Here is a 21553-nt window from a genome sequence, read left to right as displayed (position 1 = left end):
GCCCACCGAGTACGCGTACACGCCGCTTCGGACGTGCCGTGTTGTGTGCCGCCGCATCGATCGCGTGGGAACCAAGCAGGCCGGTCCGCCGTTTTCCGTACGGTGGGCCGGCCTGCTCATCGTGTCCGTGACGGTGGTCGGTCAGCCCGCCCCGACCCCCGCCGTGCCCGACAGCGCCTCCAGGTCGCTCTTGCGGACCCGGATCACCAGTGTGGCGACGGCAAGAGCCAGCACGGCCATGGCGACGGCCGGAAGGAAGGCCGTGGAGATGCCCTGGGCGAGCACCTCGTGACTCCAGGGAGCGGGCAGTTGGTGCGTTGTGGCGAACTCCGCCTTCTGCTCCGCCGAGGCGTTGGCCATGAAGTCCGCGACCTGCTTCTCCGCCTCCTCCCGGCTCGCCGTACCGAAGACCGTGGTGAGGATGGAGAGGCCGAGCGAACCGCCCACCTGCTGCGTGGCGTTGAGCAGTCCGGACGCGGCGCCCGCTTCGTGGGCGGCCACTCCGGAGACAGCGGTCAGGGTCAGCGTCACGAAGTTCAGCCCCATGCCGAAGCCGAACAGGAGCATCGGGCCGAGCACACCGCTGACGTACGAGCTTTCGGGATCGATGAATGTCAGCCAGCCGAGGCCGATCACCACGAGGGTCGAGCCGACGACCATGAACGGTTTCGGGCCGAGCACCGGCAGGAACCGCTGCGACAGACCCGCGCCGGTGCCGATCGCGACCGTGATGGGCAGGAAGGCCAGGCCGGCCTCGATGGGCGTGTACTGCAGCACGTTCTGCACGAAGAGAACGATGAAGAAGAACATGCCGAACATCGCCGCGGCCAGGCTCAGCATGATCACGTACGTACCCGAGCGGTTGCGGTCGGCGAACATCCGCAGCGGTGTGATCGGTTCCTTGGCCCTGGACTCGACCAGCGCGAAGGCCACCAGAAGGACGACCGCCGTGCCGAAGGACGCGATGGTGAGACTGTCCCGCCAGCCCTCCTCCGCGGCCCGGATGAAGCCGTAGACGAGCGAGGCCATACCGAGTGTCGAGGTCAGCGCGCCCGCGATGTCGAAGCGCCCGGGATGCCGCTCGGACTCGTTGATGTAGAGCGGTGTGACCACGGCGATCAGTACACCGATGGGTACGTTGACGAAGAGCACCCAGCGCCAGTCGAGCCACTCGGTGAGCATGCCGCCGGCGAGCAGACCGATCGCGCCGCCGCCGGCCGAGACCGCGGCGAAGACCCCGAACGCCCTGTTGCGCTCGGGCCCTTCGGGGAACGTCGTTGTGATCAACGCCAGCGAGGTGGGGGAGGCGATCGCGCCGCCCACTCCTTGGAGGGCGCGTGCCGCCAGCAGTTGCCAGGGCTCCTGGGCGAGTCCGCCGAGCAGCGAGGCGGCCGTGAAGAGCAGGATGCCGGACATGAAGACCCGGCGCCGGCCGAGGATGTCGCCGGCCCGGCCGCCGAGCAGCAGCAGACCGCCGAAGGTGAGCGTGTAGGCGCTGACCACCCAGGTGAGATCCGTGGTGGAGAACTTGAGCGCGCCTTGAATGTGCGGGAGCGCGATGTTCACAATCGTCGCGTCGAGTACCACCATGAGTTGGCAGGCCGCGATGACGGTGAGCGCGATGCCGGGATGCCCCTCCCGGCGGGCCGCTCCCGGCTTCTGATCTTTGATCAACGGAGAGGTTGTCACTATTGAGTCCCCCACGAGTGCGTTAGTGAACGCTCGCGTTCACTGTCGCGTCAAAAGGTAGTGAGTCCCCGACAGTGAACGCAAGCGTTCACTGAAGTCGCTGCCGATTGATGTCACTTGACCGCTCACGGACCTCGGTCCGTACGGCGCGTACGTGCATGTGTGCGAACGTCCGCGCCCCTCGCCCGCTCACATGGAGACAGGCTCATGGTTACTTCGAGTTGGACGGCTGCCCCCGCTCAGGCGGCCGTCCCGCGCAGACGCGGCGCCGTACTCGAACGCGCGATCCTCGATGCCGCGCTGGAGCAGCTCAGCACGGTCGGCTGGAACGGCCTCACGATGGAGGGCGTCGCGGCCGGCGCCCAGACGGGGAAGGCCGCGGTCTACCGTCGCTGGCCGTCCAAGGAGGACCTCGTCGCGGACGCGCTCCAGGCCGGACTGCCGTCGCTCATGGACGTACCGGACCTGGGAAGTGTGCGGGACGACCTGCTGGAACTGTGCCGGCGGGCGCGCGAGGCGATGTTCTCGCGCCCGGGATTCGCGCTGCGCTCGGTGATTCACGAATGCGACTCGTCCCAGGCCCAGCGTTTCCAGGAAGTGATCCTGTCGGGGGTCGTGGAGCCGACGATCCGCCTGCTCGGAGAGGTCGTCGACCGTGGGATACGGCGGGGAGAGGTACGGCCGGACGCAGCGAACTCCTATGTCCTCGACGCCATTCCGGCGATGATGATGTACCGCTCCAAGGTGTGCGCGAGCGAATGGAACGAGCGGGACATCGAGGAGATGATCGACCAGCTCATGGTCCCGCTGCTGCGACCGGAAGGCGTCTGAGCGGGGTTCCGCGGTCACTCCCGGCGGGCCTTCGATTGGCGCCGGGTGGACCTCGTGGAGGCGCGGGGCGAGCTTCGGGCCTGCCCCGTACGGGCCTCGCGCCGACCTGGCCGGAGGTGTGCGGGGCGCTCGGGGGAACCGGGTGTCGTGAGCGGTTCCGGGCGGCGTAGGCTGAGCCTGTCATGCCGTACGAACCACCAACCCACAGCGTCGAGCGCTCCCTGCGCGCCACGACCGGAGCCAAGGTCATCGCCGGGGTCGACGAGGTGGGGCGAGGCGCCTGGGCCGGCCCGGTCACCGTCTGCGCGGCGGTCACGGGCCTGCGTCGCCCGCCCGAAGGCCTCACCGACTCCAAGCTCCTCACCGTCAAGAGGCGCACGGCACTCGCCGAGATACTGGCGCAGTGGGTGACGTCGTACGCCCTGGGGCATGCTTCTCCGGAGGAGATCGACCAGCTGGGGATGACGGCCGCACAGCGGCTGGCCGCCTGCCGCGCCCTCGAAGCGCTGCCGGTGCGTCCCGACGCGGTCATTCTCGACGGGAAACACGACTACCTGGGCGTGCCCTGGAAGGTCCGCACGGTGATCAAGGGCGACCAGTCCTGCGTCTCCGTGGCGGCGGCCTCGGTGATCGCGAAGGTCCAGCGCGACAAAATGATGGCCGAACTGGGTGTCGACCATGCAGACTTCGGTTTTGCGGCCAACGCCGGGTATCCGTCACCGGTTCACAGGGCCGCACTGGAGATGCGGGGCCCCACCCCGTACCACCGGCTGTCGTGGGCGTATCTTGATGCGCTGCCCCAGTGGCGGCACCTCAAGAAGGTCCGCAGTTGGGCGGACGGAAACGTTCCGGAGATCGAAGGGCAACTCGGCTTCGACTTCTGACGATTCTGTTCGCACTCATGTGCCACCCGCTTGCGCGAGTCGCACCGGCGTTTGATAAAAATCAGCTCATGCCTCTCATTCCCGAGGAGCCTCAGATTCACGAGAGTGCCCAGGGTCCCCGCGTCAGCCCGGCCACCGGCCGGACCGCGCAGACCCCCCGCCCCGTACCCGGCCCCCGCCCCGCGGCACCTCCGCGTCCAGGCCGTCCGGGTCCTGTCCGGCCGATGCCGCCTGTGCAACGCACGCCGCGCGACACGGCCGTGGCCAAGCCGGGGCCTGCCGCTCCGGCGGCCCCAACCGCAGCCTCGACTCCCACGATCCAGCTGATCCCGGCCTCGGCCGAGGGCGCGCTGGACGCCGCCGAGGAAGCGGTCGACCTGCTCCTTGACTCGGGCAGGGCCCCCGGTGAGGTGCTGGTGATCACCACCGGCGAACCCCACCCGTGGGCCGCGCACGAGCTCTCCTTCGGCGAGGCCGCGTACTGGGCCCAGCACGACGCGGGAGACGACGTGTTCTACGCCGACGCCTCCGCTGTCGGTCGTGCCGCGTCCCGGCCCGTGGTCGTTGTCGCCGTCAATGGCGGGCCCGACGCCACCGCTGCCACCGCGCTTCCGCTGGCCCTTGGCCGAGCCGGCACCCTGCTGATCGTCTGCGGAGACCCGCAGCAGATCAACTCGGTGCTGGGCGCGGCGGTCTGACAACCCCGCTCTTCCGGGGGTTCTCACGACTCGGATGCCACCGCGGTGGCATCTGCTCGGAGCATGCACAGAGGGCGGTCCGACGTGTGCCGGTACGGGGGGACGTGCCGGCGTGGCCGTCGTCGTGGTGCGGTCCGAGCGTGAGCGTGCACGCGTCCTGAGCGGCTCTGTTCGTGGCGCGGTCATGCGCGTGTCGGTTACGGCTCGGGGTTCGGCGTCGCGCGCGGCTGTGCGGCTGTCGCGTCCGGTCGTACCGGTGCCAGCACCGGTGCCGGTGCTGTGTCTCTGTGGCGGTCGTGTACGTGCGTCGGATTGACGCGTATCGCCGAAGCAGCCGTGCGCGTGTGTTGCCCGTCGCGTCGGCGCGCGGGGGCGGTTCGCGGGCGGACCCGTGCCGACGACCGAGATCGGCCGTCGGCTCAGCGCGCGGCAGCGCGGCGCAGTACCTCCGAGGCGGACCCACCCGTGCGCGGCTGTATGGACTCGGCCGCGGCCAGCGACTCCAGGGACTCCGGAGGTGAGTCCGCGTTCGGCCGACGGCCTCCGCGTCCCTCGCCGAGCACCTGCCAGCCGTCACGTGTCAGCGTGATGTAGGCACCGCAGCGCAGGCCGTGCAGAGTGCAGGCGTCACGCAGCCCCCACATCCACGCCCCGTCCTCCTCCGTCCACCGCGCGTCTCCGTCACGGCAGTAGAGCAGCACGGCGGTACGCACCGGTGTGCGGCGTCGCAGGTCGTGCGGGATGACCCGGCGCAGCTGCGCGAGCAGCGCGTTGCGGAACATCCAGCCGTCCGCCGGAGCCGGCCTCCTGATGAAGGAAGCGCTCGCGTTCAGCCGTTCGTCGGGATCGAGCACTGCCACGATCGCGGTCGTGGGGCCGGGCCGATGCCGGGAGTGCAGCCCGCTGACGACCTCCCGGGGATTGCGCAGAAGCGGAATCCCCGCAGCGGCCCACTCGGCGGGTTCGAGCATCCGGGTCAGTGGATTGGCGGAAGTGGCGGCCGTCGACATCGATGCCGCCGAGGACGGAGCGAATCCGAAGGTCACGGTCCTCCCTTCGGCTACGCGCCCACACAGCGGGCGAGGTCGGACTGGGGGAGCGCGCCGCAGCACAGCCCGAACGGGCGACCTCGGGAGGCCACGCGGGGCGCGAGGCCAATTCTTCCTGTCGAACTTGGTTGCGGCAACGAGCAATTGGGGCCACCGACCGTTATCTGGCGATCCGTTGCTTATATCCCTGCTCGGTATTTACCACCGCACCGCAGGAATCAACCTTGCACAGCGAGTACCAGCGGCAACACCCCCTGGGCGCCGGCCCGCCGCAGCATGCGCGCGGCCACCGCGAGCGTCCAGCCGGTGTCGGTCGAGTCGTCCACGAGCAGGACGGGTCCATCGGCTCCGGAGAGCGCCGCGGCCAGGCCGGGCGGCACCACGAGCGCCCCGTCGAGGGCCTTCAGCCGCTGCGCGCTGTTGCTCCTGGAGACCTGCGCGGCGTCGGCTCCCGGGGCGTACTCGATGGAGCCCAGCAGGGGCAGACGCCCGACCTCGGCGATCCGCGCCCCCAGCGACTGCACGAGGTGCGGTCGGCGCTGCGACGCCATGGTGACGACACCGACCGGGCGCGGCACGGCGCCGGAACCGCCCGAGGCCCAGCCGCCCGGTCCCTTCGCCCAGTCGGCCAGCACGCCGACGACGGCCTCGGCCACGTCGTCCGGAACAGGTCCGTCCGGGGCCTGGGGTCCGAGCATCGGCCGCAGCCGGTTGCCCCAGCCGATGTCCGAAAGCCTTCCCAGCGCCCGCCCGGTCGCGGCCTGCTCACCGGCCGGGATGCGTCCCTTCAGGTCGACGCCCACGGCGGGCAGACCCGTGGGCCACATCTTCCGGGGATCCACCTCGATACCCGCGCGGCCGAGCTCGCCACGCGCCGAGTCCAGCGCGGATGAGGACACGGCATCGGAGAACCGCGGCTTCGTGCAGGTGTCGCAGCGCCCGCACGGGGCGGCTCCCTCGTCGTCCAGCTGCCGGCGCAGGAACTCCATCCGGCAGCCGGTCGTCGTCACGTAGTCGCGCATGGCCTGCTGCTCGGCCGCGCGCTGCTTGGCCACCCACGCGTAGCGCTCGGTGTCGTACGTCCATGGGGTGCCCGTGGAGATCCAGCCGCCCTTGACGCGCTTCACGGCGCCGTCCACGTCCAGGACCTTGAGCATCGTTTCGAGCCGTGACCGGCGTAGCTCCACCAGGGGTTCGAGCGCGGGGAGCGACAGCGGGCGGCCCGCCTGGCCGAGAACGTCCAGGGTGCGCCTGACCTGCTCCTCCGGCGGGAAGGCGATCGACGCGAAGTACTGCCAGATCGCCTGGTCCTCCTTGCCGGGCAGGAGCAGTACCTCGGCATGCTCGACACCACGGCCCGCACGGCCCACCTGCTGGTAGTAGGCGATGGGCGAGGACGGCGAACCCAGGTGCACCACGAAGCCGAGGTCGGGCTTGTCGAAGCCCATGCCCAGCGCCGATGTGGCGACAAGGGCCTTGACGCGGTTGGCGAGCAGGTCCTCCTCGGCCTGCTGGCGGTCCGCGTTCTCCGTCTTCCCTGTGTACGAGGTCACGGTGTGCCCGGCCTGCCGGAGGAAGGCGGTGACCTCCTCGGCGGCGGCCACGGTGAGTGTGTAGATGATCCCGGAGCCGGGCAGCTCGCCCAGGTGCTCGGCGAGCCAGCCCATCCGGTGGGCTGCGTCCGGCAGCTGCAGCACGTTCAGGCTCAGGCTCTCGCGGTCCAGGGGGCCACGCAGGACGAGGGCGTCCGTGCTTCCGCCGGTACCCAGCTGCTCGGCGACGTCGGCAGTCACGCGCGCATTGGCCGTGGCGGTGGTCGCAAGGACCGGGACGCCCTGGGGGAGGTCGGCGAGCATGGTGCGCAGGCGGCGGTAGTCCGGCCGGAAGTCGTGGCCCCAGTCGGAGATGCAGTGCGCCTCGTCCACCACGAGGAGGCCGGTCGCCGCCGCCAGCCTGGGCAGCACCTGATCCCGGAAGTCGGGGTTGTTGAGCCGCTCGGGGCTCACCAGAAGGACGTCGACCTCACCTTCGGCCACCTCGTCCTGGATCGTGTCCCACTCCTCCGAATTGGACGAGTTGATGGTCCGCGCCCTGATGCCGGCGCGTGCGGCGGCCTCGACCTGGTTGCGCATGAGGGCGAGGAGGGGCGAGACGATCACGGTGGGACCGGCTCCTTGCTCCCGCAGCAGCGCGGTCGCGACGAAGTACACGGCGGACTTGCCCCAGCCGGTGCGCTGCACGACCAGGGCCCTGCGCTTGTCGGCCACGAGGGCCTCGATGGCGCGCCACTGGTCCTCGCGCAGCCGGGCGTCGCCTCCCGGCGCGCCGACGAGGCGGGCGAGGACGGTGTCGGCCACTGTGCGCAGCTCTTCGTTGCTCATGGCCCCATGCAACCCGATGGGTCGGACATCGCGCGAATGAGCCGGTCCGCTGTGGACAACTTCTGACGTGGTCATGTTCGTGGTTATCCACAGGGCAAAGCGGAATTCCGGGTTTCGCGGGATGGTCACGGCATGACGAACCACAGCGAACCGGCCGAGAACCTCGGCGACGGCGATACCGGTCGATGCGACGAGACTGCCGAGCAGAACAGCACAGACAGGCAAGGCGGGCCGGACCGGCAGGGCGGGCAGAGCAGGCCGGGCATGCAAGGCGGGCAGGGCAGGCAGAGCAGGCAAGACGAGCGGGATTGGCAGGACGGGTGGGGTGGATCAGGCGGAGCGAGCGGACCAGATACGGGTCGCGTCGGACGGCGGGAGGGCCGTGACGGTACGGCCTCCACCGGCTCGGCGCACGACGCGGCCGGCGGCGCCCATGGCGCGACCGGCAGTTTGTGTCCTGACCACCAGGTCACCCTCCGCACTCCGTCCGAACTGGCCGATGCCCTGCCGTACCTGCTCGGGTACCGGCCCGAGGACAGCATCGTGCTCGTCGCCCTGCACGACAGGGACGGGCGTGGCCGCTTCGGCGGACGGGCCCGACTCGGTATCCCGAGCCACGCGGACGACTGGCCGTCCGTGGCGCAGCAGCTGACGCACGGCTTGGTGAAAGGCAGCGAGCGGAGGGGCGCCCTGCCCGAGAGCATGGTCGCCTTCCTCTGCCAGGAACCCAGGGAAGGAGAGTCGGGCCGGGCAGTGATGGAACGGCTGCGTCCGCTCGCACAACTGCTGCGCAAGGCCTGCGGAGCGCTCGACGTGCCGGTGATCGAGGCACTGTGCATCTCGGACGGCCGCTTCTGGTCGTACTGCTGCCCCAGCGAACACTGCTGCCCGTCGGACGGTACGTCCATGGGAATGCCGGGCACGTCCGTGCTGGCCGCAGCCGCCACCTACGCGGGGCTTCAGGTGCGGGGCACCCTGCGGCAGCTGCGGGCGAGGCTCACTCCGTGGGAGAGCAAGGCGGCGCTGGAGCAGGAGTCCGCCCTCGACGCGGTGAGCATGGCGTTGATCCCTCGAATTCTGGACGACGGCAGCCGCGCCGGTGTGGCTGCCAAGACCTTGGAACTGGCCCACCAGGTCATGCGCCGGTTCGCCGATGTCACCTCCGCCGCCCTCGGCCCCGGCACACTTCCGGCGGATCTCCGGGACGACGAGCTCCTGCGCCACGAGGAGGCGGCCACGTTGATTCTCGGTCTGCAGGACCGCACGACACGGGACCGGGCGGCGGAGTGGATGGAGGGGGACGAGGCCGGACCGGCCCTGCGCCTCTGGAGGGCCCTGGCCCGCCGCTGCGTCGGCTCGTACGGGGAGCATGCAGCGGCGCCGCTCACGCTCGCCGGGTGGGTCGCCTGGTCCTCCGGCGACGAACTGGAGGCCCGCGAAGCGCTGGCCATGGCACTCGGTGCGGATTCCGGATACCTCTTCGCCCGGCTTCTCCACCAGGCATGCAACGAGGGCCTGGACCCGGAGTCGATCCGTCGTTGTCTACGAGGAGAGCGCGCCGATCGTGTCGACGGTGAGGTGATCGCCTCGCCGGTGGCGGGTGTGGGGCCGTCGGATGCCGGTGGGCCGCCCGGGCATGTTCCGGCAGGGCTGGCGGGGCCTGCGGGCCCTGCCAAGGGTTCTGCCCGCCGCCGACGCAGGTCGAGGGTTACGGAGGGCGCAGCCGACCGGCCTGGTTCCCGACCGGCAGGTACCGGTGGCACGCGCCGTCCTCGGTCCACTTCTTCCGGCTCAGGGGTTCCGTCGGAGGGCGGTCCAGGCCGAGGTAGCGGCAGCACTGGTCGAGGCGGCGGCAGCACTGGTGGTGCGGCTCGCTCTCGCCGAAGTGCGGGGAACGCGGGAGCTGCTGAGCCTGCCGGGCGGCCTGGAACGTCGACGAGTGAGGTGAAGGGGGAGATGTGAGGGAGGGGGAGAGGGGAAGCGGCGGGGGACGGTGCTGGCGGATCGATCGGTCGGGTCCGATCGATGGGCTTCCACGGACCAGGGCGTGACTAGGGACAGGCCGGCCCCGTTCACCTTTGTGGCGCAGCCCTCAGGCGCGCCGTGCCATCGCATCGGTCTCACGCCGTCGGAGCCCCTGCACACGCCCCCGCATATCGCCGAGCCCTCATACCCCGCCGAGCCCCCACTCAGCGCACGGAGTACAGAAGAAGCCGCCCCATGCCTCTGCCCACCCCGTCCTCCATGCCTTCCGTTCCGCACAGCGACCCGTTGCACTTCGGGAGGTCCGCACAGCCCTCGATGGGCCGCGGCGTTGCCCTGGCCCCACACACGGCGCAGGTCGGGCAGCGAGGCACTGTGACTCTGCCACCCGCCCACACCGCACTGATCTGCGTCGCCCTGCCGGGACTCGCGATCTCCACGGAACAGGGCCAGTTGACAGGGCATGGACTGGAGGGCTTCTACCGGTCGGGTCGGCGGGTGCTCTCCCGATGCCGACTGCGGGTGGCGGGCCGGGAGCCGCTCGCGATCCAGGCCCGGATGGTCGCGCCCGACCAGGCGCGATTCCTGGCGGTTCTGAGCATCTCCGCCGACGGCGGACCCGACCCGGACGTCCTGGTCGAACGCATGCGATACGCGGACGGCACGGAGCGGATCACCCTGCGCAGCGCGGCCAACCGGCCTCTTCGCCTCCCCGTCGAGGTGGCGCTCGGCACGGACCTGGCCGACCTGGGTGCGGTCGCGGCGGGGAGAGCCGGTCCCGATCTGCCGGCCAGTGTCCACGACTCAGGTATGCGGTGGTCGTGTGCCACCGGGGACGCCGTCGTCACGGCCGACCCGCCGCCTTCGGACGCGCTGGCCTCCGCCGGGCTGCTGCGCTGGGAGTTCGAACTGCTTCCCGGCGGAACCCGAAGCGTGGAGCTGCGGGTACGTCCGGCAGGGGCGGGACCCATCCGGGCCGTCGCGCGCGGTGCCACAAGCCCTCTCGCTCCGGCTCGGGCGGCAAGCGACGATCCGAGGGCCGAGGCGCTCCTGCGCACGAGCGTCGAGGACCTGCAGGCTCTTCTCCTGCGTGACCCCGCGCAGCCGTCCGACACGCACCTGGCGGCCGGGGCTCCCTGGCGCTGCGGCATGGCACCGGCCGAGGCCCTTGCGGCAGCACGCATGACTCTGCCGCTGGGCACGCGTCTCGCCGCGGGAACCCTGCGCACCCTCGCCCGCACCCAACTCGTGGGCGCTGGACCACGGTCCGGCCTGATTCCCGGCCCCCGACGACACGTTGGTGCTCAGCTGCCACCGCGCTGCACGGGGCAAGAAGCGACGCTGCTGTTTCCCGTGGTGCTCGCGGAGGCTCGCCGCTGGGGGCTTTCCGAGGCGGAGACCGAGGAGTTGCTGCCCGCGGCCGAACGTTGCCTCCAGTGGCTGCGGACCACTGTCGGCGACGGTACGTATCTGGCGGACCCGCACCCGGGCGGGCCATGGCGCTGTGAGACGCAGGCGCACGCCCACCGGGCCGCTCTGCTGGGCGCCGACCTCCTCGACGCGTACGGCAGGGGAGGTGGCGTCGAGCTGCGGCGGTGGGCGGGGGCGATGCGGATCGCGTTCCGGGAGGACTTCTGGATCGAGGAACGAGGCGGCGGTAGACCGGCTGCGGCTCGTCTGCCGGGCGGACGGCTCGTGCCGCACCTCGGATCCGGCGGCGTCCACCTGCTCGACACCGGACTGCTCGGCGCCGGCGCACCGGCACCGGGTCTGCTCGACAAGGTGCAGACGGAACAGCTCGCGCGTCTGTACGGCAGCCCGTCCATGGACTCGGGCTGGGGGCTGCGCAGCCTCGGCCTGAAGGAGACGGGCTACAACCCGTTCGGACATCGGAGCGGATGCGTGCGCGTCCACGAGACCGCTCTCGCCGCGGCGGGGCTGGCCGCCGCGGGCTACGAGAAGGAGGCGAGTTCGCTGCTGCTGGGCGTACTGGCGGCGGCCGAGACCTTCGGCCACCGGCTGCCGGAGATGTACGCGGGGGAGCAGCGCACGGAAGGCGGTTCCCCCGTACCGCACCCAACGGCCTGCAGACCGGCGGCCACAGCCGCGGCCGCCGGTGTCCTCCTGCTCGCCACGCTCACCGGGATCCGTCCCGACGCCCCGGCTCGCACGGTGACACTGCGTCCGATGCGCGGTGCTCCGCTGGGAGAGATCGGGCTGACGGGCCTGCGCGTCGCGGGCGCCCCTTTCTCCGTACGCGTCAGCAGGCTCGGACTGGCCATGGTCGAGGAGGCGGCCGACGGACTTCAGCTGGGGGCGTGAGAGCCGGTCCGCCGCGGACCTGGGATCACGAGGGACGCGGTGCCCTGTCCGAGGGCGTCGGATCAGCCATGTGAGCGACCGGTGAAGAGAGTGTTTATCGTCAGGCAGACGACTATGATCGCGGCATGCCCTACGACCCGTCAGCTTTCGCGCCGTTCGCCGTCACCGTCGACCTGGTCGTGCTGACCGTGCGTCGTCACGCGCTGTGCGCGCTGGCGATCCGCAGGGGCGAGCCGCCCTTCCAGGGGCGCTGGGCGCTGCCCGGCGGTTTCGTGCGGCCCGACGAAGACCTGTCGCAGGCCGCGGCGCGGGAGCTGAAGGAGGAGACCGGGCTGTGCGCGCACGCCCCGGACGCTCCCGCACAGGTGAACGGGGCTCACCTGGAGCAGCTCGCGACCTACGGCGACCCCAAGCGTGACCCGCGCATGAGGGTGGTGAGCGTCGCCCATCTCGCCCTCGCGCCCGACCTGCCCGCGCCCAGAGCCGGCGGAGACGCGAACAGCGCGCGCTGGGCTCCTGTCGAGGACCTGCTGCAGCAGGGCGGCTACGGACGTGACGGAGAACAGGCGGCGCCGCTCGCGTTCGATCATGCCCAGATCCTGTCGGACGGTGTGGAGCGTGCCCGTTCCAAGATCGAGTACTCGTCGCTGGCCACTGCCTTCTGCCCGCCCGAGTTCACGGTCGGCGAGCTGCGCCGGGTGTACGAGGCGGTGTGGGGGGTGGCGCTCGACCCGCGCAACTTCCACCGCAAGGTGACGGGGACGCCGGGATTCCTCGTCCCCACGGGCGGTACGACGACTCGGCAGGGCGGCCGCCCCGCCCAGCTCTTCCGGGCGGGTGGCGCCACCCTGCTCAACCCGCCGATGCTCCGACCCGAAGTCTGACGCCGAGCCGAGAGCGGTCGGCCGCGACGCAGGCGGTCCGGCCAAGTGGCGGGACCGGCGCGGAGGCTGCTCCCGCGCGCGCTCAAGGTGACCGGAAAACGGTACATATCGCGCTATCTTGCGTTGGGTGATCCAGGCCATCGGACTGACCAGCAACGCCCGCAAGGAGCTTCCCCCCGCTGTCGACGACGTCTCCTTCGAGGCGTCCCCCGGCCACGTCACGGCGCTCCTCGGAGCCCCGGGCGCAGGCAAGACGACCGCTCTCAGGCTCATGCTCGAACTGCAACAGGGCCGCGGAATCACCTACTTCAGAGGTCGCCCGCTGCACCGCATCGCCCATCCCTCGCGCGAGGTGGGTGTTCTTCTCGGCGAGGTTCCCGGCCACCCGGCGCGCACGGTCCGAGGCCAACTCCGCATGCTGTGCGCCGCGGCGGGGGTACCAGCGCAGCGTGCCGACGAGGTCCTGGAGGTGGTGGGCCTCGTCAGCCTGCGCGACGAACGGCTGGGAACTCTCTCGCGAGGCATGGACCGCCGCCTGGGCCTCGCCTGTGCCCTGCTCTCCGATCCGCACACCCTCGTGCTCGACGGCGCCACGGACGGGCTCGCCGCTCGCGAAGGCCGCTGGCTGCACGGAGTGCTGCGCGCCCACGCCGGTGCTGGCGGCACCGTGCTGTTCGCCACGGACGACCCCAGGGAGGCCGCACGGACCGCCGACCGGGTCGTCACGCTGGAGAAGGGCAGGCTCGTCGCCGACCAGGAGGCCGCGGACTTCGCACGCACCCGGCTCCGGCCCCGCGTCGCCGTCCGGAGCCCGCACGCCGCCCGGCTCGGCGCTCTGCTGATCAAGGAGGCCCGCACTGCCCGGTGCTCCGTGGAGGTCGTGCGGGAAGACGGCAATCGCCTCTCCGTGTACGGCAGCACCTGTGCCGACATCGGAGAGTCCGCCTACCGCAACGGCATCCTCGTACACCAACTCGCCGACGAAGTCGGGGACATGGGGGCGGCGCCCGCGCCGGAAACGGGGACGGGCCCTCGCGAAGCTGAGGCTGACGTCGAGGCGTCAGCGCGGAGCGCGGGGGTGCGGGGCGCGCGCGAATTGTCGCCCCTGCCACCGCCCATCACCGTCCGCCAGGGTGCCGGCCCCCTGCGGCCGCTGCGTTACGAGCTGCGCCGCGCGGCGGGGGTCGGTACGGGCTGGCTCACCGCGGCGGCCGTGCTCGTCGTCTCCGCCCTCATCTCCGTACTCCTCGCCAGGGCGGGACACACGCCGCAGTCGCGGCTGTTCGCCGCGTGGCCGCGGGACTTTCCCCTGCCGCCCGCGGCGCTCGGCGCGGGGCTGCTCGGCGCCTTCGCCTTCGGCGACGAGTTCCGTCACCCCGCCCTGGCCACTGACCGCGGTACCGTCCCCCGCCGACTGGGGTTGCTGGCCGCCAAACTCGTCGTCGCCGCGGCCACCGCGCTGACGCTCGCTCTCGGCGTGGTCGGCCTGAACGCCGAACTGCTCCACATCCTCTACGGACGGGAGCTGACCGGAGTTCCGCCGGACTGGATCCCTTTGGGTGCCAGTTGGGTCGGTCTCGTGATCGGCTGCGCCTGGGCGGGGGTTCTGGCGGCAGGGATCTTCCGGTCCACCACCGCCGGTCTCGCGGCGGTTCTCGCCGTGCCGATCCTGGTCGTACCGATCGTGCAGAAGGTTCTGGAGGGGCCGTCGGTCCGGACCGCTGCCGGTCTCTCGACCCGGCTGCGTGAGCTCGTGCTGGTGCGCTGGCCGTTCGGGGGCGAGCACTATGTGGTCGCCGCGGCAGAGGTGATCGCTCAACCCGTCGCAGGCGCACTGATGTTGTCACTCACTGCTCTGCTCTGCGCATATCTGCTCACGACCCTGCGGAGCCGGGTCCGATGACGACCGACCGTGCACGTGTGTTCCCCTCATGTGCGCAACTCCACGCAGAACGCCCAATTCTTTCCGATAAGGCGTCAATTGCGACGGGGTGAGCGATCACCCTTTCGTGTGCTTTTCACCAAAGACCTCAAGGGAGTTGGAGACGACGCCGACAAATGATCCGTGACTACCCTTGCGCACGCCATGATGACCGCCGCCCGTTCCGCAGACTCCGGCCTCACCGGTCCGGGCGAACTTGACCGCTACCCCTTTGCGGAGGGCCCCGGCGCAGACCGCGTCAGCAGCTCTGTGTGGGATGCCACGGACCCGGACCTGGGCCGCATGGGCCGTCGTGCCGCCGGAAGCCGCGGCCGCGGCCTGCACGGCCAACTTGTTCAGCAGCTGGGTCAGATGATCGTCTCCGGCGACCTGGGCGCCGACCGCCCGCTGGTCCCCGAGGAGATCGGCCAGCGATTCGAGGTCTCCCGCACCGTCGTGCGTGAGTCCCTGCGTGTCCTTGAGGCGAAGGGACTGGTCAGTGCCCGCCCCAACGTCGGCACGCGTGTGCGTCCGGTCAGTGACTGGAACCTCCTGGACCCGGACATCATCGAGTGGCGCGCCTTCGGTCCGCAGCGCGACGACCAGCGTCGTGAGCTGAGCGAGCTGCGCTGGACGATCGAACCGCTGGCCGCCCGCCTCGCAGCCGGGCACGGCCGCCCGGAGGTCCAGCAGCGGCTCACCGACATGGTCGAGATCATGGGCCACGCGATGGGGCAGGGCGACGCGCTCACCTTCTCGCGGGCCGACGCGGAGTTCCACTCGCTGCTCATCCAGGTCGCGGGCAACCGCATGCTGGAGCACCTCTCCGGGATCGTGTCGGCCGCGCTCCAGGTGTCCGGCGGCCCGATCGCGGGCTGCGACCGGCCGAACGAGGCCTCCCTCTCGTACCACGCCCGTATCGCCGACGCTCTCGCGGCGGGCGACGCCTCGGGCGCCGAGGCGGCCATGCGGCAGCTGCTCACCGTCCACCCCGAGGTGGAGCGCGTCGTGCCCGCGCCGCGCGAGCACTGATCGCGCACCGCTGGTGGCGCGGTCGGGAGCGTTCGCCCCGCGTGGCACCGTTCGGCCGGCGAACCGTCTGCCGCCGGGCCCCACCGGACTCCTGGAGGATCCGGTGGGGCCCGGCGGTGCGATGGGATGCTGGAACAGTCCACTGACCACCTCTGACCGTATCTGGCCACTTTTAGGCGCTTACGGGGTGTGACTCGGGCCACGCAGATTGGGCGTAACACTCTTCGGGACAGCGCGATGACCTAAGAGGTGACAGCCGAGTAGGGAATATGGGCGCCGCTTCAGGCGCTGTGTCTCTTCCCGGCTCCCGCCCGCGCCGTCGGCCCATTCCAAAGTCGGCGGTCGTCGGCTCCTCTCCGCAGTGGACGGGGCCGGAAGCCGTTTTCCAACGTTCCGAGAGGTTGTTCGTGTCGGCCAGCACATCCCGTACGCTCCCGCCGGAGATCGCCGAGTCCGTCTCTGTCATGGCGCTCATTGAGCGGGGAAAGGCTGAGGGGCAGATCGCCGGCGATGACGTGCGTCGGGCCTTCGAAGCTGACCAGATTCCGGCCACTCAGTGGAAGAACGTACTGCGCAGCCTCAACCAGATCCTCGAGGAAGAGGGTGTGACGCTGATGGTCAGTGCCGCGGAGCCAAAGCGCACCCGGAAGAGCGTCGCAGCGAAGAGTCCCGCCAAGCGCACCGCCACCAAGACCGTCGCGGCGAAGACGGCGACGGTCAAGAAGGCCACCGCCACCGCCACGCCGGTGATGCCCGAGGTCGACGATCCCGCCGAGGATGCGACCGCCAAGAAGGCCGCGGCCAAGAAGACGACCGCCAAGAAGGCGGTCGCGAAGAAGACCGTCGCCAAGAAGACGGCGGCGAAGAAGACCACCGCCAAGAACGCCGACGCCGAGCAGGGCGACGACGAGGCGACCGAGGAGACTCCGGGGACGGCCAAGGCCGGCGAGGAGCCCACCGAGGACGGCGCTCAGGGCTTCGTGCTGTCCGACGAGGACGAGGACGACGCGCCCGCGCAGCAGGTCGCCGCGGCCGGTGCCACCGCCGACCCCGTCAAGGACTACCTCAAGCAGATCGGCAAGGTCCCGCTGCTCAACGCCGAGCAGGAGGTCGAGCTCGCCAAGCGCATCGAGGCCGGTCTGTTCGCCGAGGACAAGCTGGCCAACGCCGACAAGCTCGCGCCGAAGCTCAAGCGCGAGCTGGAGATCATCGCCGAGGACGGCCGCCGCGCCAAGAACCACCTCCTGGAGGCCAACCTCCGTCTGGTGGTCTCCCTGGCCAAGCGCTACACCGGCCGCGGCATGCTCTTCCTGGACCTCATCCAGGAGGGCAACCTCGGTCTCATCCGCGCGGTGGAGAAGTTCGACTACACCAAGGGCTACAAGTTCTCGACGTACGCCACGTGGTGGATCCGTCAGGCGATCACCCGCGCCATGGCGGACCAGGCCCGCACCATCCGTATCCCGGTGCACATGGTCGAGGTCATCAACAAGCTCGCGCGCGTGCAGCGCCAGATGCTTCAGGACCTGGGCCGCGAGCCCACTCCGGAGGAGCTGGCCAAGGAACTCGACATGACCCCCGAGAAGGTCATCGAGGTCCAGAAGTACGGTCGTGAGCCGATCTCCCTCCACACCCCCCTGGGTGAGGACGGCGACAGCGAGTTCGGTGACCTCATCGAGGACTCCGAAGCGGTCGTCCCGGCCGACGCGGTCAGCTTCACGCTCCTCCAGGAGCAGTTGCACTCCGTCCTGGACACCCTGTCCGAGCGCGAGGCGGGCGTCGTCTCGATGCGCTTCGGTCTCACCGACGGTCAGCCGAAGACCCTCGACGAGATCGGCAAGGTGTACGGCGTGACGCGCGAGCGCATCCGCCAGATCGAGTCCAAGACGATGTCGAAGCTGCGTCACCCGTCGCGCTCGCAGGTACTGCGCGACTACCTGGACTAGGCCTCGGCCGCAGTACGTCATCGAGGGCCCGGCTTCCCGTAGTGGGAGCCGGGCCCTCGGTATGTGCGGAGTGCGGAGCGCCGCCGACTGGATCACTCTGGGTGTCTCGTGACAACCCCAGAGTGAGGAGCGCGCATGCGTCGTACCTTCGCCCGCGCACTGGCCCTCGTGGCCACGGCGGCCGTGATACCGCTGGCATCCCCGGCCCCCGCGACGGCCGACGTCGTCATCGGCGGCTACCCGGTGGAAATCGCCGAGGCCCCCTGGATGGTGGCCCTGTCCAGCCGTGACCGGTTCGGGGGAACACGCGCGGGACAGTTCTGCGGGGGAGTGGTGATCGGGCGGGAGACGGTGCTGACGGCCGCCCACTGCCTGGGCGAGGAAGTGCTGGGCGCTCCCCCTCGCCAGGTCCGGGATCTGAGGATCGTCGCGGGTCGCGGAGACCTGCGGTCGGCCGGGGGCAAGGAGATCGCGGTACGCGACATCTGGATCAATCCGCGGCACGACAGCTACACGAATGCCGGGGACTTCGCCGTACTCACCCTCTCGGAGCCGCTCGCCGCCGGTTCGGTCATTCGCCTGGCGGGCGCCGGAGACGCCGCGTACGAGCCCGGTACGGAAGCTGTGGTGTACGGCTGGGGCGATACGACGGGGAGCGGGGACTATGCGAGCTCTCTACGTGCCTCACATGTCCGGGTGTTGTCCGACGCCGTCTGTGAGGAGGCCTATCCGGGCAGTGCGGACGGCACCTATCTCGCCGGCTCCATGCTGTGCGCCGGAGAGACGGGTGGTGGCCGCGACGCCTGCCAGGGCGACAGTGGCGGCCCCCTGGTCGCTCAGGGGCGCCTGATCGGCCTTGTGTCGTGGGGGAGCGGCTGTGGGCGGGTCGGCAGCCCTGGGGTCTATACGCGGGCCTCAGGGGCCGCCACAGCGCTCGGAGCGGGCCACTGAGAGCCGTCTGACGGCTTCCGTGGGCAGGGTCGCACTGTCCGCAGCCACGAGCGCGAGCGGCCGCCCCTGGAATCAGGGGCGGCCGCCCGGTCACCGGCCTGTGCCGGAGATGGCTCGTCGTCTGCGCGAAGTGTCAGTGCTCTTCGTCATTGGCGCTTGCCGGGGCGGCCGTCAACCGCTCCGTCTCGTCCTGTATCTCAGCGGCGATCTTCTTGAGTTCCGGCTCGAACTTGCGCCCGTGGTGGGCACAGAAGAGCAGTTCACCACCGTTGAGGAGGACGACGCGCAGATATGCCTGGGCGCCGCAACGGTCGCAGCGGTCAGCGGCCGTCAGTGGGCTCGCGGGGGTCAGAACAGTAGTCACGTCGCCTCTTCTCTAGCTCGACGAGCTGTCGTACCAGGGTCAACATCCAACCAGGCCGAAAACGTTCCCGCTCGTGGCTCTTCCTCGAAAAAAATCTTTCCGAGTCGGCTGTCTGCTGCCGGTTGGCGGCGAATGAGCCGTATTGCGTGTCTTCGTGTCTTACGGGTTCGCGCTCTGTCAGGTTCAGTCCTCACCGGCTGGCTTGCCGGTTGTTCTTGAGGACGTGCCCGGAGCCTAAATGGTTCATGCCTGGAAGGGAACGTGATATGTACTTCACTCCAACGAGGGATCGAACAAGCATACGACTCTGGACTAGTCTGCGTTTGGGGCGAGGGTGGCGTTACAACGGCTCTACCAGGCCTCGGTACCCTCAGACCGGTGACCGAAGCCGGACCCTTACCCAAAAGGGCCCCAACTGAAATTCAGCGAGGAGCGAACCGCGTGACCGCCGAGACGTCCGTGCCGTCCACAGCCCTGCTGACCGGAGCAGACCGTGACGGTTCCAACTACACCGCGCGGCACCTGCTCGTCCTCGAAGGTCTAGAGGCCGTGCGGAAGCGCCCGGGCATGTACATCGGATCGACCGACAGCCGCGGTCTGATGCACTGCCTCTGGGAGATCATCGACAACTCCGTGGACGAAGCCCTCGGAGGGTACTGCGACCACATCGACGTGACCCTGCATGACGACGGTTCTGTCGAGGTGCGGGACAACGGCCGGGGTATTCCGGTGGATGTCGAGCCCAAAACCGGTCTTTCGGGCATCGAAGTCGTGATGACCAAGCTGCATGCCGGAGGCAAGTTCGGCGGCGGCTCGTACGCGGCCTCCGGCGGCCTGCACGGCGTGGGCGCCTCCGTGGTGAACGCGCTCTCGGCCCGCCTGGACGTCGAGGTGGACCGTGGGGGCAACACCCACGCGGTGAGCTTCCGGCGGGGCACGCCCGGCGCCTTCAAGGGCGACGGCGCCGATGCCGCGTTCGACGCGTCCTCGGGCCTGCGCAAACTCAAGAGGGTTCCCAAGGCCCGCACCGGCACGCGCGTCCGGTACTGGGCCGACCGCCAGATCTTCCTCAAGGACGCCAAGCTCTCCCTGGAGAACCTGCACCAGCGCGCCCGGCAGACCGCCTTCCTGGTCCCCGGCCTGACCATCGTCGTCCGCGACGAGTACGGGCTAGGCGAGGGCGGCAGCAAGGGCGAGGAGTCCTTCCGCTTCGACGGCGGCATCAGCGAGTTCTGCGAGTACCTGGCCTCCGACAAGCCCGTCTGCGACGTGCTCCGCTTCTCCGGCCAAGGCAGCTTCAAGGAGACGGTCCCGGTCCTCGACGACCACGGACAGATGACTCCGACCGAAGTCACCCGTGAACTGGGTGTGGACGTCGCGATGCGCTGGGGCACGGGCTACGACACGACGCTCAAGTCGTTCGTGAACATCATCGCCACGCCCAAGGGCGGCACCCACGTCGCGGGCTACGAGCAGGCTGTCGCCAAGACCATCAACGAAGTGCTGCGCACCAAGAAGCTGCTGCGCGTCGCCGAGGACGACGTCGTCAAGGACGACGCCCTGGAAGGCCTCACCGCCGTTGTCACCGTGCGTCTCGCCGAGCCCCAGTTCGAGGGGCAGACGAAGGAGGTGCTCGGCACGTCCGCGGCTCGTCGCATCGTGACGAACGTGGTCTCCAAGGAGCTCAAGGCGTTCCTGACCTCCACGAAGCGGGACGCGGCCGCACAGGCCCGGGTCGTCCTGGAGAAGGCCGTGGCCGCCGCCCGTACGAGGATCGCGGCCCGCCAGCACAAGGACGCTCAGCGTCGGAAGACGGCACTGGAGTCCTCCTCGCTGCCCGCCAAGCTCGCCGACTGCCGCAGCGACGACGTGGAGCGCAGCGAGCTGTTCATCGTCGAGGGCGACTCGGCGCTCGGCACCGCCAAGCTCGCCCGGAACTCCGAGTTCCAGGCCCTCCTGCCGATCCGCGGAAAGATCCTCAACGTTCAGAAGTCGTCCGTGTCGGACATGCTGAAGAACGCCGAGTGCGGCGCGATCATCCAGGTCATAGGAGCGGGGTCGGGACGCACCTTCGATCTCGACGCCGCCCGCTACGGGAAGATCATCCTGCTCGTCGACGCCGATGTCGACGGCGCGCACATCCGCTGTCTGCTCCTGACGCTCTTCCAGCGCTACATGCGGCCCATGGTCGAGGCCGGCCGGGTGTTCGCGGCGGTGCCTCCGCTGCACCGGATCGAGCTGAGCCAGCCCAAGAAGGGCCAGGACAAGTACATCTACACGTACTCGGACCGTGAGCTTCGGGAGACCGTGCTCGGACTCCAGCGGAAGAACGTGCGGTACAAGGACTCGATCCAGCGCTACAAGGGTCTCGGCGAGATGGACGCAGACCAGCTGGCCGAGACGACCATGGACCCGCGCCACCGCACACTGCGCCGGATCAACATCACCGACCTCGAAGCCTCCGAGCAGGTGTTCGATCTGCTGATGGGTAACGACGTCGCTCCGCGCAAGGAGTTCATCTCCAGCTCCGCGGCGACGCTGGACCGCTCGCGCATCGACGCGTAGGCGGTCCCACCGACGCGTATGCGGTCCGACGGGGCCGGCCGGAACTCCGGCTG

15 protein-coding genes are annotated in these 21553 nt (G+C 70.0%); 11 read left to right on the top strand and 4 right to left on the bottom strand.

The features are described 5' to 3' along the window. Positions 1-141 precede the first annotated feature (141 nt). Positions 142-1689, bottom strand: coding sequence for an MFS transporter (locus ACFVH5_RS19005; RefSeq protein WP_385834814.1), 1548 nt, complete (start codon positions 1687-1689; stop codon positions 142-144). A gap of 207 nt (positions 1690-1896) precedes the next feature. Here ACFVH5_RS19005 and ACFVH5_RS19000 point away from each other — a divergent pair, with 207 nt between their 5' ends. The 3 genes from ACFVH5_RS19000 to ACFVH5_RS18990 all read left to right on the top strand — a co-directional run bounded on the left by ACFVH5_RS19000 (position 1897) and on the right by ACFVH5_RS18990 (position 4102). Continuing rightward, on the top strand, positions 1897-2520 hold the full coding sequence (locus ACFVH5_RS19000) for a TetR/AcrR family transcriptional regulator (RefSeq protein ID WP_385834813.1): 624 nt from the start codon (positions 1897-1899) through the stop codon (positions 2518-2520). 182 nt (positions 2521-2702) lie between these two features. Then, positions 2703-3404, top strand: coding sequence for a ribonuclease HII (locus ACFVH5_RS18995; protein ID WP_385834812.1), 702 nt, complete (start codon positions 2703-2705; stop codon positions 3402-3404). A 68-nt stretch (positions 3405-3472) separates the two neighbouring features. Then, the gene (locus ACFVH5_RS18990; protein WP_384798658.1) at positions 3473-4102 is read left to right on the top strand and encodes a hypothetical protein; all 630 of its coding nucleotides are present in this window, start codon (positions 3473-3475) and stop codon (positions 4100-4102) included. Between the two features lie 419 nt (positions 4103-4521). On the opposite strand, the gene ACFVH5_RS18985 is transcribed toward ACFVH5_RS18990, so the two are convergent. Beyond that, entirely contained in the window at positions 4522-5148 is a 627-nt protein-coding gene (locus ACFVH5_RS18985; protein WP_107021487.1) for a hypothetical protein, read from the bottom strand. A 221-nt stretch (positions 5149-5369) separates the two neighbouring features. Beyond that, a complete protein-coding gene (locus ACFVH5_RS18980; RefSeq protein WP_385834811.1) occupies positions 5370-7532 on the bottom strand; it encodes a RecQ family ATP-dependent DNA helicase in 2163 nt (720 codons plus the stop codon). 132 nt (positions 7533-7664) lie between these two features. Between ACFVH5_RS18980 and ACFVH5_RS18975 the strand changes: the two genes are divergently transcribed. The 7 genes from ACFVH5_RS18975 (at position 7665) to ACFVH5_RS18945 (ending at position 18571) form a co-directional block, all read left to right on the top strand. Continuing rightward, positions 7665-9494, top strand: coding sequence for a DUF4192 domain-containing protein (locus ACFVH5_RS18975; RefSeq protein WP_385834810.1), 1830 nt, complete (start codon positions 7665-7667; stop codon positions 9492-9494). A gap of 339 nt (positions 9495-9833) precedes the next feature. Continuing rightward, on the top strand, positions 9834-11837 hold the full coding sequence (locus ACFVH5_RS18970) for a glycogen debranching N-terminal domain-containing protein (protein WP_385834844.1): 2004 nt from the start codon (positions 9834-9836) through the stop codon (positions 11835-11837). Positions 11838-11962: 125 nt separating this feature from the next. Then, entirely contained in the window at positions 11963-12721 is a 759-nt protein-coding gene (locus ACFVH5_RS18965) for an NUDIX domain-containing protein (RefSeq protein ID WP_210889232.1), read from the top strand. Between the two features lie 127 nt (positions 12722-12848). Then, complete coding sequence (locus tag ACFVH5_RS18960; protein ID WP_385834809.1) at positions 12849-14624, top strand: ATP-binding cassette domain-containing protein; 1776 nt, start codon at positions 12849-12851, stop codon at positions 14622-14624. A gap of 162 nt (positions 14625-14786) precedes the next feature. Further along, positions 14787-15674: a FadR/GntR family transcriptional regulator gene (locus ACFVH5_RS18955; RefSeq protein ID WP_384798641.1), complete on the top strand. Its 888-nt coding sequence runs from the start codon at positions 14787-14789 to the stop codon at positions 15672-15674. Between the two features lie 407 nt (positions 15675-16081). Then, a complete protein-coding gene (locus tag ACFVH5_RS18950) occupies positions 16082-17620 on the top strand; it encodes an RNA polymerase sigma factor (protein WP_385834808.1) in 1539 nt (512 codons plus the stop codon). A 135-nt stretch (positions 17621-17755) separates the two neighbouring features. Next, the gene (locus ACFVH5_RS18945) at positions 17756-18571 is read left to right on the top strand and encodes a serine protease (RefSeq protein ID WP_385834807.1); all 816 of its coding nucleotides are present in this window, start codon (positions 17756-17758) and stop codon (positions 18569-18571) included. Between the two features lie 133 nt (positions 18572-18704). On the opposite strand, the gene ACFVH5_RS18940 is transcribed toward ACFVH5_RS18945, so the two are convergent. Beyond that, positions 18705-18935, bottom strand: coding sequence for a hypothetical protein (locus tag ACFVH5_RS18940; RefSeq protein ID WP_107021495.1), 231 nt, complete (start codon positions 18933-18935; stop codon positions 18705-18707). A 441-nt stretch (positions 18936-19376) separates the two neighbouring features. Here ACFVH5_RS18940 and ACFVH5_RS18935 point away from each other — a divergent pair, with 441 nt between their 5' ends. Next, a complete protein-coding gene (locus ACFVH5_RS18935) occupies positions 19377-21500 on the top strand; it encodes a type IIA DNA topoisomerase subunit B (RefSeq protein ID WP_385834806.1) in 2124 nt (707 codons plus the stop codon). Positions 21501-21553: the final 53 nt, after the last annotated feature.

Origin of the sequence: Streptomyces sp. NPDC127119, assembly GCF_042677425.1 — a bacterium.
GTDB lineage: Bacteria > Actinomycetota > Actinomycetes > Streptomycetales > Streptomycetaceae > Streptomyces.
Note: the sequence above shows the minus strand (reverse complement) of the source record. Positions and strands in the feature narration are given on the sequence as shown.

What these genes read in the sequence shown, in the direction of transcription:
- ACFVH5_RS18980 (WP_385834811.1), bottom strand. Translation starts at nt 7,532, where the DNA reads ATGAGCAACGAAGAGCTGCGCACAGTGGCCGACACCGTCCTCGCCCGC.
- ACFVH5_RS18990 (WP_384798658.1), top strand. Translation starts at nt 3,473, where the DNA reads ATGCCTCTCATTCCCGAGGAGCCTCAGATTCACGAGAGTGCCCAGGGT.
- ACFVH5_RS18945 (WP_385834807.1), top strand. Translation starts at nt 17,756, where the DNA reads ATGCGTCGTACCTTCGCCCGCGCACTGGCCCTCGTGGCCACGGCGGCC.
- ACFVH5_RS18970 (WP_385834844.1), top strand. Translation starts at nt 9,834, where the DNA reads ATGGGCCGCGGCGTTGCCCTGGCCCCACACACGGCGCAGGTCGGGCAG.
- ACFVH5_RS18965 (WP_210889232.1), top strand. Translation starts at nt 11,963, where the DNA reads ATGCCCTACGACCCGTCAGCTTTCGCGCCGTTCGCCGTCACCGTCGAC.
- ACFVH5_RS18995 (WP_385834812.1), top strand. Translation starts at nt 2,703, where the DNA reads ATGCCGTACGAACCACCAACCCACAGCGTCGAGCGCTCCCTGCGCGCC.
- ACFVH5_RS19000 (WP_385834813.1), top strand. Translation starts at nt 1,897, where the DNA reads ATGGTTACTTCGAGTTGGACGGCTGCCCCCGCTCAGGCGGCCGTCCCG.
- ACFVH5_RS18975 (WP_385834810.1), top strand. Translation starts at nt 7,665, where the DNA reads ATGACGAACCACAGCGAACCGGCCGAGAACCTCGGCGACGGCGATACC.